Origin of the sequence: Nitrospirillum iridis, from assembly GCF_014205765.1 — a bacterium.
GTDB lineage: Bacteria > Pseudomonadota > Alphaproteobacteria > Azospirillales > Azospirillaceae > Nitrospirillum > Nitrospirillum iridis.
The window spans coordinates 418,630-432,421 of record NZ_JACIIZ010000003.1; the positions used below are offsets into that span (position 1 = coordinate 418,630).

General features: G+C 66.9%; 12 protein-coding genes. 9 read left to right on the plus strand and 3 right to left on the minus strand.

Annotation, left to right across the window (positions count from 1 at the left end; translation table 11 throughout):
- Window positions 1-17 precede the first annotated feature (17 nt).
- Complete coding sequence (locus FHS74_RS07085; RefSeq protein WP_184798878.1) at window positions 18-779, plus strand: glycosyltransferase family 2 protein; 762 nt, start codon at window positions 18-20, stop codon at window positions 777-779.
- On the opposite strand, the gene FHS74_RS07090 is transcribed toward FHS74_RS07085, so the two are convergent.
- The 3 genes from FHS74_RS07090 to FHS74_RS07100 all read right to left on the minus strand — a co-directional run bounded on the left by FHS74_RS07090 (window position 766) and on the right by FHS74_RS07100 (window position 3,770).
- Window positions 766-1,701, minus strand: coding sequence for a LysR substrate-binding domain-containing protein (locus FHS74_RS07090; RefSeq protein WP_211106154.1), 936 nt, complete (start codon window positions 1,699-1,701; stop codon window positions 766-768). The two genes, FHS74_RS07085 and FHS74_RS07090, sit on opposite strands and share 14 nt — an antisense overlap.
- Before the next feature lie 117 nt (window positions 1,702-1,818).
- Entirely contained in the window at window positions 1,819-2,835 is a 1,017-nt protein-coding gene (locus tag FHS74_RS07095) for an MBL fold metallo-hydrolase (protein ID WP_184798882.1), read from the minus strand.
- A gap of 344 nt (window positions 2,836-3,179) precedes the next feature.
- A complete protein-coding gene (locus FHS74_RS07100; protein ID WP_184798884.1) occupies window positions 3,180-3,770 on the minus strand; it encodes a TetR/AcrR family transcriptional regulator in 591 nt (196 codons plus the stop codon).
- Window positions 3,771-3,963: 193 nt separating this feature from the next.
- On the opposite strand from FHS74_RS07100, the gene FHS74_RS07105 reads away from it, so the two are divergent.
- The 8 genes from FHS74_RS07105 (at window position 3,964) to FHS74_RS07140 (ending at window position 13,636) form a co-directional block, all read left to right on the plus strand.
- Window positions 3,964-5,142, plus strand: coding sequence for an isovaleryl-CoA dehydrogenase (locus FHS74_RS07105; RefSeq protein ID WP_184798886.1), 1,179 nt, complete (start codon window positions 3,964-3,966; stop codon window positions 5,140-5,142).
- Window positions 5,143-5,190: 48 nt separating this feature from the next.
- The gene (locus FHS74_RS07110; protein WP_184798888.1) at window positions 5,191-6,813 is read left to right on the plus strand and encodes a carboxyl transferase domain-containing protein; all 1,623 of its coding nucleotides are present in this window, start codon (window positions 5,191-5,193) and stop codon (window positions 6,811-6,813) included.
- Window positions 6,814-6,823: 10 nt separating this feature from the next.
- Window positions 6,824-7,624: an enoyl-CoA hydratase/isomerase family protein gene (locus FHS74_RS07115; RefSeq protein WP_184798890.1), complete on the plus strand. Its 801-nt coding sequence runs from the start codon at window positions 6,824-6,826 to the stop codon at window positions 7,622-7,624.
- A gap of 2 nt (window positions 7,625-7,626) precedes the next feature.
- The gene (locus tag FHS74_RS07120) at window positions 7,627-9,660 is read left to right on the plus strand and encodes an acetyl/propionyl/methylcrotonyl-CoA carboxylase subunit alpha (protein ID WP_184799121.1); all 2,034 of its coding nucleotides are present in this window, start codon (window positions 7,627-7,629) and stop codon (window positions 9,658-9,660) included.
- Complete coding sequence (locus tag FHS74_RS07125; RefSeq protein ID WP_184798892.1) at window positions 9,657-10,559, plus strand: hydroxymethylglutaryl-CoA lyase; 903 nt, start codon at window positions 9,657-9,659, stop codon at window positions 10,557-10,559. The genes FHS74_RS07120 and FHS74_RS07125 overlap by 4 nt, the downstream gene beginning before the upstream one ends.
- A 108-nt stretch (window positions 10,560-10,667) precedes the next feature.
- Window positions 10,668-10,937, plus strand: a complete 270-nt coding sequence (locus FHS74_RS07130) for a type II toxin-antitoxin system ParD family antitoxin (protein ID WP_184798895.1) — start codon at window positions 10,668-10,670, stop codon at window positions 10,935-10,937.
- Window positions 10,937-11,272, plus strand: a complete 336-nt coding sequence (locus tag FHS74_RS07135; RefSeq protein WP_281384623.1) for a type II toxin-antitoxin system RelE/ParE family toxin — start codon at window positions 10,937-10,939, stop codon at window positions 11,270-11,272. Before FHS74_RS07130 ends, FHS74_RS07135 begins: the two co-directional genes overlap by 1 nt.
- Before the next feature lie 522 nt (window positions 11,273-11,794).
- On the plus strand, window positions 11,795-13,636 hold the full coding sequence (locus FHS74_RS07140; RefSeq protein WP_184798899.1) for a phosphoenolpyruvate carboxykinase (GTP): 1,842 nt from the start codon (window positions 11,795-11,797) through the stop codon (window positions 13,634-13,636).
- Window positions 13,637-13,792: the final 156 nt, after the last annotated feature.

Here is a 13,792-nt window from a genome sequence, read left to right on the forward strand (position 1 = left end):
CGGAAAGCCCGCCGCCAATGTCTTCCCTTATTCCGCCCACGGTCATCATCACCATGGCGGGCATGGGCCAGCGCTTCCGCGACGCGGGCTACACCGTGCCCAAATACCGGATCGAGGCGCACGGCCGCACCCTGTTCGCCTGGTCCATGCTCAGCCTGCGCTCTTTCATCGACGCCGGGTCCCCGTTCATCTTCGTGGCCCTGCGCCAGGACGGGGCGGAGGGCTTTATCCGCGACCAGGCGGTGGAACTGGGTATCCGCGACGTGGCGGTGGTGGAACTGGACGCCCTGACCGATGGCCAGGCGACCAGCGCGCTGGCGGCTCGGGATGCGGTCGCCCATCCTGACCGGCCCATGCTGGTCTACAATATCGACACCCACGTCGATCCCGCCCATCTGCCGGCCGGCGCCGTGCGCGGCGACGGCTGGGTTCCCTGCTTTCCGGGACCGGGGGCGGCCTGGAGCTTCGCCCGCGCCGATGGGACCGGCCGCATCGAGGAGTTGCGGGAGAAGGAGCGCATCTCCGACGACGCCACCGTCGGGCTCTACTGGTTCTCCTCCTTTACCCTCTATGCGCGATCCTATGCCGAGTTCTTCGCCGATCCCGCCAACATGGCGAAGGGGGAGAAATACATCGCCCCGCTCTACAACCACCTGATCCGGGCCGGACGCCCTGTCTACCTGCACCGCATACCGTTCGAGGCGGTGGTGCCCCTGGGCACCCCGGCGGAGGTGACGCGTTTCGTGGCAGGTCCCGATCCGGCCCTCAGCGTTGATTGATCGAGGCGCCGGCGCGGAAGATCTGGTCCCGCAGCCAGCGATGGCCCGGGTCATCCTGGTGGCGGGGGTGCCAGAAGGCCGCGACCTGGGTCGGCGGCATCGTCAGCGGCGGCTCGAACAGGTCCAACGACGCGGCGTAGCGGTTCAGAAAGCGGCGGGGCAGGGTGCACAGCAGGTCGCTGGTGGCGATGATGGTGGGCGCCACGCCGTAGCTTTGGACGGAAAAGGCGACGCGGCGCTCCTTGCCGGCGGCGGCCAGCGCCGTGTCGACGAAACCGTGGAACGTCGGCCCTTCGGATGACACCAGCAGGTGGTCGCAAGCGCAGTACGCATCCAGCGACAGGGCGCCGCCGCCACGGGGATGGCCCTTGCGCTGGCCGACGACGAAGTCGTCCTCGAACAGCATCCGGCTGAGCCAGGCGTCGTGCGCCTGGGTGCCCACGCCGACATAGAGGTCGACCGTGCCGTTCTCCAATAGCTCCGGCATCCGGCGCTTGTCTGGCATCTGCAGCACCAACCGCACACCGGGCGCCAGGGCCTGCACGCGGGGGACCAGGTCGGGCGCCAGCATCACTGCCGGATTTTCATGCAGCGCCAGCGTGAAGATGCGGGAACTGGACGTCGGGTCGAAATCGCCAGTGGACTGGACCATGGCGGTGAGGTTGGCCAGCACGGCCGACAGCAGGGGTTGTAAGGCCAGGGCGCGGGGCGTCGGCAGGACGCCGCGGCCCGTGGGCGCCGGAATGAACAGCCGGTCGCCAAAGAAGTCGCGCAGGCGGGCCAGGCGCGCGGACAGGGCGGGCTGGCGGATATTGAGCCGCGCCGCCGCCTTGGTGACGTTGCTGTCGATCAGCAGCGCGTCGAACGCCAGCAACAGGTCGACGTCCAGCTTGTTGATGTCTGATGCAGGTGCTGCGTTCACGGGGAGAGGGGGCCTTGTCCGTTGAGCGGCGCCCGGGGGGCGTTGTCGCGGAGGATAGCATGCCCCGCCAGCGATGGTGTCTTCACGCCGGCGGCGGCGCATCGATACCGGCTGGGCTCAGTTGCCGGCGCGGTTGACATAGTCGACCGGCACCCAGGCATAGCCGGCGCCGTCCGCGCGGACATGGCCGATCCCGGGGAAGGGCATATGCGGTACGGCGATCAAGGTCCCGCCTTCCGTGAACCGGCGGAAGGCCTGCGCCCGCACGGCGGCCGCGCGATCCTCATCCTGATCGAAGGCGATGGTGGTGGCGGGCTCGGGAAACTGGACCGCCGCCGAATGCACGATGTCCCCCACGAAGACCAGGGCCTGGCCCCGGCTGGTCAGGGTGAAAAAGGCGCTGCCCGGCGTGTGGCCGGCATGCAGGGTGGCGGTGATGCCGGGCAGGACTTCGCCATCCGCCGCGATGGGCTTCACCTTGCCCGCATCCAGGTAGGGCTTCAGCGCCGTGGCCGCGACGTCGAAATAATGGATGTCGTAGTGGGTGCGCGCCGCATTGCCGCGGTCGAAGAAGAAGTCCAGGTCGGCCTTGCCGACATGGACGGTGGCGTTGGGGAACACCCGCTGTCCCTGGTGGACCAGGCCGCCGGCATGGTCGGAGTGGGCATGGGTGATCAGGATGTCGGTGATCTGGTCCGGGGTGAAGCCGGCCCGGCTCAGGCTTTCCGGCAGTTTGCCGCCCAGCCCGGGGCCGAACATTTCACCCACGCCGGTGTCGACAAGGACCAGGTGGCCCGGCAGCTCGATCAGGAAGGCGTTGATCGACGCCTCGGTCGGCGTGGTCTGGAAGGCACGCGCCAGCAGGGCGTCGATCTTGGCCGGCGTCGTGCGTTTCAGTAGGCTATGCAGGTCGATGGGCACGCTGCCGTCCGACAGGGCGGTGACCGGCACGTCGCCGATTTTCAGGCGGTGGATGTCGGCCCCTTGGGAAACGGGCTGGACGACCGTCGCCTGAAGCGGTGCCTGCTGGGTTGCGACCGGTGACGCGGCGGCGGTCAATGGCGGGATGATGGCAACGGTCAGCAGCAGGCCGGCCGTGCGGATGATGGGGCGGATGATGGAAAGGTGAGACATGAGAGTGTCCTCCGGTTCGGGGACCTTTCATGTATGGGCGGCCGACCTATGCGTGGAGACGCAAACTGTCAATGGGTGTGATCGATTATGTCGATGTGTCGCCGCTAATTCCGCCACCTGCGCATGCCGCCTGAGTCATGCTTCCAATATAGGTTGATAGGGTCGCAGTCGCCATCAACGATGGACAAACCCTTCACATCTTGACCTGCCTTGCAGCCAGGCAACGCCGTCACCGTTGAAATCGGCGCATACCACGGCGCCGCCGTTGCCGGGTTGGGAAGCGAAAGGAACATGGCGGCAAGGAGCACCGCCAGGGCCACAATGGCGTAGAAGCGCCGCCGCCCTCACGCCAGCACCCCGCCCAGGATCAAATCCTGGTGCAGGCCGATCAGTTCTTCCTCGCCCATGCGGCCGGCGGGGTTGTACCAGGTGCACACGCCGGTCAGCATGGCCAGGATGGCGTAGGCGGTGACGGGCGGATCCGTGCGCTTGAACTGGCCCGCGTTCATGCCTTCCTCCAGGATGGCGACCAGCAGGCGCTCATAGTCCCGGCGCATGGCCAGGATGGTGTCGCGGTTCTCGCCTTCCAGGCTGCGCAGTTCCGACCCGCCGATGAACACCTCATCGGTGCGGCGGATGTGGTATGAGACGTGGAAACGGATGAAGCGCCGCAGCCGGTCCAAGGGATCGGCCGCCCCCTCCAGCGCCACCGCCACCTCCGCCGACAATGCCACCATGTGGTCGCGGATGAGGATAAACAGCAGTTCCTGCTTCGACTGGATGTAGTTGTACATCGAGCCGGGCTGGATCCCCACTTCCTGCCCCAGCTGCCGGAGGGTGAAGGCCTCATAGCCATGCCGACGGATCAGCCGCAGACCGGCCGCGCGTATCGCCTCCATCGTCTTGGGCCCCCGGGAGCCCACCGTGCGCACCATGCTGAAAAATCCGATCCCAATTGTTTCCGGGGCTTAGCGCCGCCGGCCCCCGCGACTTTTCGGCCTGCCGCTGGCGGCCGTCAAGATCGCGCCCCATTTGCCCATTAATTCGCTCTTGCGAGCGGCATGAAAGAAACGTATGACCGTTTGTAAATAAGCAATCCCACATTCCCCGAGGGAGGACAAGACCGTCATGTCGATCTCCGCCGCGTTCCCCACCATGGATTTTGGCCTCGGTGAAACCGCCGACATGCTGCGCGACGCCGTCACCGCCTTCGCCAACGCCGAGATCGCGCCGCGCGCGGCGGAGATCGACCGCACCGACCAGTTCCCCATGGAGCTGTGGCGCAAGCTGGGTGACCTGGGCGTGCTGGGTGTGACGGCGGAGGAGGAGTATGGCGGTGCCGCCATGGGCTATGTCGAGCACATGGTGGCGATGGAGGAGATCAGCCGCGCATCGGCCTCCGTGGGCCTCAGCTACGGCGCCCATTCCAACCTGTGCGTCAACCAGATCCGCCTGAACGGCAGCGCTGAACAGAAAGCCCGCTACCTGCCCAAACTGATCTCGGGCAAGCATGTCGGCGCCCTGGCCATGAGCGAGCCGGGTGCGGGGTCCGACGTCGTCTCCATGAAGCTGAAGGCGGAGCGCAAGGGCGACCGCTATGTGCTGAACGGCACCAAGATGTGGATCACCAACGGCCCCGATGCCGACACGCTGGTGGTCTACGCCAAGACCGATCCGTCGGCCGGCCCCAAGGGCATCACCGCCTTCCTGATCGAGAAGGGCTTCGCCGGCTTTTCGTGCGCGCAAAAGCTGGACAAGCTGGGCATGCGCGGCAGCCATACCGGCGAACTGGTGTTCCAGGATTGCGAGGTGCCGGAGGAGAACATCCTGGGCCATCTCGGCGGTGGTGTGCGCGTGCTGATGAGCGGCCTGGACTATGAGCGCGCCGTGCTGGCGGCCGGCCCGCTGGGCATCATGCAGGCCTGCCTGGACGTGGTGGTGCCCTATGTCCATGACCGCGAGCAGTTCGGCCAGCCCATCGGCGAGTTCCAGTTGATCCAGGGCAAGGTGGCCGACATGTATGTCGCCCTCAACTCCGCCCGCGCCTACGTCTATGCCGTCGGCCGGGCGGCGGACGCCAAGAAGATCACCCGCAAGGACGCGGCAGGAGCCATCCTGCTGGCGGCGGAAAGCGCCACCAAGTGCGCGCTGGACGCCATCCAGATCCTGGGCGGCAACGGCTACATCAACGAATACGCCACCGGCCGCCTGCTGCGCGATGCCAAGCTGTATGAGATCGGCGCCGGCACGTCGGAGATCCGCCGCATGCTGATCGGCCGGGAACTGTTCCGCGAAAGCGGCCATTGATCGCCGTCCAGCCGCGTCCGCCCGAATAAGGAAGGGGGAGAACCCGACATGCCCCAGCTGATTTCCCAGATCGACACCCGCACCGCCGCCTTCGCCGACAACGCGGCGGCCATGCGGACCCTGGTCGACCACCTGCACACCACCGTCACCGGCATCAAGCTGGGCGGGGGCGAGAAGGCGCGGGCCAAGCATCTGGCGCGCGGCAAGCTGCTGCCCCGTGACCGGGTGCGCCACCTGCTGGACCCGGGCAGCCCCTGGCTGGAGCTGTCGCAGTTGGCGGCCCATGGCGTCTATAGCGACGATGTGCCCGCCGCCGGCATCCTGACCGGCATTGGCCGCGTCTCAGGGACTGAGTGCGTGGTGGTGGCCAATGACGCCACGGTCAAGGGCGGCACCTACTACCCCCTGACGGTGAAGAAGCACCTGCGGGCGCAGGAGATCGCGCGGGAAAACAACCTGCCTTGCGTCTATCTGGTGGACAGCGGCGGCGCCAACCTGCCCAACCAGGACGAGGTGTTTCCCGACCGCGACCATTTCGGCCGCATCTTCTATAACCAGGCCACCATGTCGGCGGCCGGCATCCCCCAGATCGCCGTGGTCATGGGCAGCTGCACAGCCGGCGGCGCCTACGTTCCCGCCATGGCGGACGAGTCCATCATCGTCCGTAACCAGGGCACCATCTTCCTGGGCGGCCCGCCCCTGGTGAAGGCCGCGACGGGGGAGGTGGTGAGTGCTGAGGATCTGGGGGGCGCCGATGTGCACAGCCGCACCAGCGGCGTCACCGACCATCTGGCCCAGAACGACGCCCATGCGCTCGCCATCGCCCGGCGCATCGTCGCCAATCTGAACCGGGTGAAGACGCCGGCCCTGGCCATCCGCGAGCCGGTGGCGCCCAAATACGCCGCCGAGGAAATCTACGGCATCATCCCCACCGACAGCCGCAAGCCCTTCGACATCCGCGAGATCATCGCCCGCCTGGTCGACGGCTCCGAATTCGATGAGTTCAAGCAGCTATACGGCACTACCCTGGTCTGCGGCTTCGCCCATCTGTGGGGCTATCCGGTGGGCATCATCGCCAACAACGGCATCCTGTTCGCGGAGAGCGCGCTAAAGGGCGCGCATTTCATCGAGCTGTGCAATCAGCGCGGCATCCCCCTGATTTTCCTGCAAAACATCACCGGCTTCATGGTCGGCCAGAAGTATGAGAACGCCGGTATCGCCAAGGACGGCGCCAAGCTGGTGACGGCGGTGGCCTGCGCCAAGGTGCCGAAGTTCACCGTCATCATCGGTGGCAGCTTCGGTGCAGGGAATTACGGCATGTGCGGCCGGGGCTATTCCCCGCGCTTCCTCTACATGTGGCCCAATGCCCGCATCAGTGTCATGGGCGGGGAGCAGGCGGCCGGCGTGCTGGCCACCGTGAAGCGCGACGGCCTGGAATCCCAAGGCAAGAGCTGGAGTGCCGAGGAGGAGGAGGCGTTCAAGGCCCCCATCCGCGCCCAGTACGAGCACCAGGGCCATCCCTATTACGCCAGCGCCCGCCTGTGGGACGATGGCATCATCGACCCCGCCGAGACGCGCATGGTGCTGGCGCTGTCCCTGTCCGCCGCCTTGAACGCCGCCCCTGACGCCAATAGGGTGGAGAAGACCACCTACGGCGTCTTCCGGATGTGAGGTCAAGACGATGAATGACGTTCTTGCCATGGTGGATGAGGCGGGGATCGCCACCGTCACCCTGAACCGGCCCGCCCTGCACAACGCCTTCAACGAGGATGTGATCGCGGAGCTGACCGCGCTGTTCGAACGGCTGGGCGCCGACCCGCTGGTGCGGGTGGTCCTGCTGCGCGGCACCGGCCCCAGCTTCTCCGCCGGTGCCGATCTTGACTGGATGCGGCGCATGGCGGGGTACAGCCGGGACCAGAACCATGCCGACGCGCTGGGTCTGGCCACCCTGCTGCGCACCCTGAACAACTGCCCCAAGCCCACCATCGCCGTGGTGCACGGGGCGGCTTATGGCGGCGGCGTGGGCCTGGTCGCCTGCTGTGATATGGCGGTGGCCGCCGAGGGGGCCACCTTCTGCCTGTCGGAGGTCAAGCTGGGCTTGATCCCCGCCACCATCGGACCCTATGTCGTCGCCGCGATGGGGGAACGCGCCTGCCGCCGCTATTTCCTGACGGCGGAGCGCTTCAGCGCCACGGAGGCACAAGCCCTGGGCCTGGTGCACCAGGTGGTGCCGGCCGACCAGCTGGATACCGCCGTCGCCGCGCTGGTGAAGCGGCTGGGCGAGGGGGGGCCGGCGGCGCAGCGGGCGGCCAAGGATCTGATCTTCGCCTGCGCCAACCGGCCGGTGGACGACGATCTGGCCAGCGACACGGCCGAGCGCATCGCCCGCATCCGGGCCAGTGACGAGGGGCGGGAGGGCGTGGCCGCCTTCCTGGAAAAGCGCAAGGCCAGCTGGGTTCGCCCGCCTGCAGGGGACAAGTGATGATGATCGACACGCTGCTGATCGCCAACCGCGGCGAAATCGCCTGCCGCATCATCCGCACGGCCCGCCGCCTGGGCATCCGCACGGTGGCGGTCTACTCCGACGCTGACGCCGGCGCCCTGCACGTGGCGCTGGCGGATGAGGCCGTGCGCATCGGCGCAGCACCAGCGCGCGACAGCTATTTGCGCATGGACGCCGTGCTGGACGCGGCCGCCCGCACCGGCGCGCAGGCCATCCACCCCGGCTATGGTTTCCTGTCGGAAAACGCTGGTTTCGCCGAAGCGTGCGCCGCGTCCGGCCTGATCTTTGTCGGCCCGCCGGCCAGCGCCATCCGGGCCATGGGTGGCAAGTCGGAGGCCAAGGCCCTGATGGAAACCGCCGGCGTACCCCTGGTACCCGGATATCACGGGGAGGAGCAGAACAGCGGCGTGCTGGCGTCCGAGGCGGCGCGCATCGGCTATCCCGTGCTGATCAAGGCGTCGGCGGGCGGCGGTGGCAAGGGCATGAAGGTCGCCACCTCGGCGGAAGAGTTCCATGAGCAGCTGGCCTCCGCCAAGCGCGAGGCCCAGGCGGCCTTTGGCGACGACCGGGTGCTGATCGAAAAGTACCTGGCCCGGCCCCGCCACGTGGAAATCCAGGTGTTCGCCGACGGCCACGGCAATTGCGTCTATCTGTTCGAGCGCGACTGCTCCATCCAGCGCCGCCACCAGAAGGTGGTGGAGGAGGCGCCGGCGCCCAACCTGCCCAAGGGATTGCGGGAGGAGATGGGGGCGGCGGCGGTCGCCGCCGCCAAGGCCATCGGCTATGTCGGCGCCGGCACGGTGGAATTCCTGCTGGACCCGGTGGAGACCGGCGGCGACGGCCGCTTCTACTTCATGGAGATGAACACCCGGCTGCAGGTGGAGCATCCGGTGACGGAATACATCACCGGCCAGGATTTGGTGGAGTGGCAGCTTCGGGTCGCGGCCGGCGGCGTCCTGCCGCTGACCCAGGACCAGCTGGCGGTGCACGGCCACGCCATCGAGGTGCGGCTGTATGCCGAGGATCCGGACAAGGGCTTCCTGCCCCAGACCGGCACCCTGTCGCATCTGCGCTTCCCCGAGGCGGGGCCTCATGTGCGGGTGGACACCGGCGTGCGCCAGGGCGACGCCATCTCCATCCATTACGACCCCATGATCGCCAAGCTGATCGTCTGGGATGTGGACCGGCCCGCCGCGGTGCGGCGCCTGCGCCAGGCGTTGGCGGCGACGGAGGTTGGCGGCCTGGCGGCCAACGTCCCCTTCCTGGCGGCCATCGCCGCCCATCCGGCTTTCCTGGAGGCCGACCTCGACACCCGCTTCATCGAACGTCACCAGGCCGACCTGCTGCCCCCACCCGCCGTTCCCTCGGGAGACACGCTGGCCTTGGCGGCCCTGGGCGTGCTGCTGGAGCGTCAAGCGGAAACGATGGCCGGGGCCGCCCGCACCAATGACCCATGGAGCCCATGGGCCAGCGGCGCGAGTTGGCGGCTGAATGACGCCGTGCCGGAGATCCTGACCTTCCGGGACGGGCGCGAGGGCGGTGAGCCCCAGGAGGTGCGGGCCGCCCACCGGCGCGACGGCGACTTTGACGTCACGCTGCCGGACGGGAGCGAGGTGCGGGCCCAGGCCCGCTTCGACGCCGAGGGCCGGCTGGTGGCGGAAATTGGCGGTCGGCGTCTGGCTGTCGGCTGGTCGCGCCGTGGAATGGAATTGGACCTTTTCCGGCCGGGCCACCACGACCGTCTGATCCTGATCGATCCGCTGGACGTGGGGGAGGTCGACGCCGCTGGTGCGGGCCACCTGGTGGCGCCCATGCCGGGCAAGATCATCGCCGTGCTGGTGGCCGCCGGTAACAGGGTCGAGAAGGGGCAGGGCCTGATCGTGCTGGAGGCCATGAAGATGGAACACACCATCAAGGCGCAGGGCCCCGGCACGGTCCAGACCGTGCGCTATGCCGTGGGCGACCAGGTGCCCGATGGCGCCGAATTGATCATCGTGGCGGGGGACGAGGCATGACCGGCACTACCGTGCGTATCGTCGAGGTCGGGCCCCGCGACGGGCTGCAGAATGAGGCCGCATTGGTGCCCACCGACACCAAGGTGGCCCTGATCGACCGCTTGGCGGCCACCGGCCTGGCGGTGGTGGAGGCCGGCGCCTTCGTGTCGCCCAAATGGGTGCCGCAGATGGCCGATACCGCCGCCGTGCTGGCCCAAATCCGGCGGCCGACCGGTGTCAGCTTCCCCGTGCTGGTGCCCAATGAACGGGGGCTGGCCCAGGCCCTGGCCGCCGGGGTGACGGAGATCGCCGTCTTCGCCGCCGCGTCGGAGGCGTTTTCCCAGCGCAACATCAACTGTTCCATCGCCGAAAGCCTGGACCGCTTCGCCCCCGTGGCCCGCCAAGCGCGGGACGCGGGCGTCACGGTGCGCGGCTATGTCTCCTGCGTGCTGGGCTGCCCCTATGAGGGCGCCATCGATCCCGCCAAGGTGGCGGAGGTGTCGGCCCACCTGCTGGAGCTGGGCTGCGCGGAGATTTCCCTGGGCGACACCATCGGTGTGGGCACGCCCGCCAAGGCCCAGGCGCTTATCCGTCGCGTGGCCCGGGATGTCCCCGTGGCCCAGTTGGCCGCCCATTTCCACGACACCTACGGCCAGGCGCTGGCCAACCTGCTGGCCTGCCTGGATGAGGGCATCCGCATCATCGACAGTTCGGTGGCGGGCCTGGGCGGCTGCCCCTACGCCAAGGGCGCCACCGGCAATGTGGCGACGGAGGACGTGGTCTACATGCTGGAAGGGCAGGGCCTGTCGACGGGTGTGGACCTGGATGCCCTGGCCGCCATCGGTGGCTGGATCTCGACCTCCATCAACCGTCCCAACGCCAGCCGCGCCGGCCGCGCCTTGCTGGCCAAGGCGGGGTGAGGTCGGGAGAGGCGCCTGGGAGATGTGCCCAGGAGATGTGCCCGGGACAGGTGATTGACAAAATTTGCCAATCTCCTAGCATGAGGTCTCCGCTATGGAGTTGTGCTCATGCCGACTATGAACGTCAGCCTTTCCAATGAATTCATTGAATTCGTTGAAGGGGAAATCGCCACGGGTGAATATGGCACGGCGTCTGAAGTCGTGCGTGACGCCCTGCGACTTCTCCGTCGGCAGCGTGCCGCACATGAGGAAAAGCTGGCCATTCTTCGTCGAGAGATCACCATCGGGTGGGATGAGGCTGACGCTGGTCAATTTTCCGACAAATCGGTCCTGGATATTGACGCGGAGTTGGATCGCGAAGGCCAGATACCTGGATGATGCGATATCGGCTGACCTCCAAGGCGGCTGTGGATATCGCTGAAGTCTTGCGGCATAGCGAGCGCATGTTTGGCCCTACGCAGCGACATCGGTATGCCGCGCTTATCCACAAGGCGATAACCATGGTCGCTGCGGAGCCTGATAGGCCCGGCTCACGGTCGCGGCCTGAAATACGGCCTGGGCTGCGCTCACTTCACATTGAATATGCGGCAGGTAGGCGCGGCGCGGCATCCCACCTGCTCTACTATCGTGTGGGATCTGAAGAAATCATCGTGCTTCGTCTTCTGCACGAAGCGATGGACGCCAGTCGGCACTTCCCCGCCATGATGGAATAGAAACGAATTAACCGAACTCCCTGCAATAAACCATGGATCGGCCTCCGTCTAACGGTCAGGCTCCGTCTTGCCACAGCCAAGCTACTGGACATCCGGTGGTGGGGCGGTAGAAGATGGACGCGGCACGAGCCCGATGACAGGGCCGGCCGCATTTTTCGGGCAGAGCTGGCGGCAAAGACCGGCCTGCCCATACTCAACTTCGGGGAGTAGCGCACAATGTCTTTCACCCACGGAATCCGTCGACGATCCCGTCCGCGGGGATATGTCCCTGCCGCTCCCGGCCCGTCCGGCACCAGGGAAGCGCGCGTTTGTAGTTGATCTATCCACGGTCATCCTCCGCCGCTGAACATCCCATACCCCTATGACCGCTCGGGCGCCCGAAGGACGCGCGCGCGGAATTGTCCGTTACCGGCTGTGCCCATGGTTCCAGTCGCCGGTCACGATCGATTCCGCCCGATGGACGCTTTCTTCACCGGCTTGGGCCCGCCAGCGGTTTCGCGGATCGAAAGGTAGAAGAATTCCATGAGCAGCACCGTCACCAAACCCTCCTCCCTCACCGGCGCCCCGACCACCAACAAAGCCCTACTGAATTGGGTTGAGGAGGTCGCCGCCCATTGCCAGCCGGCCGCCATCCATTGGTGCGACGGCAGCCAGGAGGAATACGACAGGCTGTGCGAGGAGATGGTGGCCCAGGGCACCTTCATCCGGCTGAACCCGTCCAAGCGCCCCAACTCCTTCCTCTGCCGGTCCGACGCCGGCGACGTGGCCCGGGTGGAGGACCGCACTTTCATCTGCACGCCCACCCCGGAAGAGGCCGGCCCCACCAACAACTGGACCGACCCGGATGAGATGCGCCAGACGCTGCAGGGCCTGTTCAAGGGCAGCATGCGCGGCCGCACCCTGTATGTCGTGCCCTTCAGCATGGGCCCCCTGGGCTCCCCCATCTCGCACATCGGGGTGCAGTTGTCCGACAGTCCCTATGTCGCCGTGAACATGCGCGTCATGACCCGCATGGGCGACGCCGTGCTGCGTCAGCTGGGCGATGGCGACTTCGTGAAGTGCCTGCATTCCGTGGGCGCGCCGCTGGCCCCGGGCAAGAAGGACGTGGCCTGGCCTTGCAACGCCAAGCACAAGTACATCGTCCACTTCCCCGAAACGCATGAGATCGTCAGCTATGGCTCCGGCTACGGCGGCAACGCGCTGCTGGGCAAGAAGTGCTTCGCCCTACGCATCGCCTCCGTCCTGGGGCGTGAGGAGGGCTGGCTGGCCGAACATATGCTGATCCTGGGTGTGGAAAGCCCGGAAGGGGAGAAGACCTACGTCGCCGCCGCCTTCCCCTCCGCCTGTGGCAAGACCAATTTCGCCATGATGGTGCCGCCGGCGGCCTTCGACGGCTGGAAGGTGCGCACCATCGGCGACGATATCGCCTGGATCAAGCCGTCGCCTGACGGCACGCTGCGCGCCATCAATCCGGAGGCGGGGTTCTTCGGCGTGGCGCCGGGCACCAGCCTGAAGTCCAACCCCAACGCCCTGATGACGCTGCACGCCAACGTCATTTTCACCAACTGCGCCCTGACCGATGATGGCGACGTCTGGTGGGAAGGCCTGACCGACACCCCGCCGGACCACCTGATCGATTGGGAGGGCAAGGACTGGACGCCGGCCAGCGGCCGCAAGGCGGCCCACCCCAACGCGCGCTTCACCGCGCCGGCCAGCCAGTGCCCCAGCATCGACCCGGCCTGGGAGGATCCGGCCGGCGTGCCTATCAGCGCCTTCATCTTCGGCGGACGCCTGTCGCGCACCTTCCCCCTGGTGTTCGAGACCCGCGGCTGGAATGAGGGTGTCTATTGGGCGGCCACCTTGGGTTCGGAGGCCACCGCCGCCGCCGTGGGCCAGGCCGCCATCCGCCGCGACCCCTTCGCCATGCTGCCCTTCTGCGGCTACAACATGGCGGAGTATTGGCGGCACTGGCTGGACATGGCTGGCAAGCTGGCGGATCTGCCGCGCATCTATCGTGTCAACTGGTTCCGCAAGACCCCGGACGGCAAGTTCGCTTGGCCGGGCTTCGGCGACAACATGCGGGTGCTGAAGTGGATCGTGGACCGCGTGCGCGGCCGAGCCGTGGATAGCGGCGAAAGCCTGTTCGGCCTGACGCCGCGCTATGAGGATCTGACATGGACGGGCCTGGACTTTGGTCCGGAGCAGTTCGACGCCGTCATGGCCGTGGACCCGGTGGAGGCCGAGACCGAACTGCGCGACCAGTCGGAACTGTTCGGGCGCTTCGGCGGTGACACGCCGCAGGAGCTGATCGATCAGCAGGACGCCCTGCTGGATCGCCTGACGCAGGACCGTGCAGCGGCCTGAGGGCACTTTCCGACTTGTCTTGCGCAACGCCCGGATGGTTCGCCATCCGGGCTTTTTTATTTTTGATATATTTGATCGAATTCTGAAAAATCTCTTGATCAACCGTCGGCATCGACGATATCCCGCCGGGACGGGCAATATAAAGAATTATAGTTT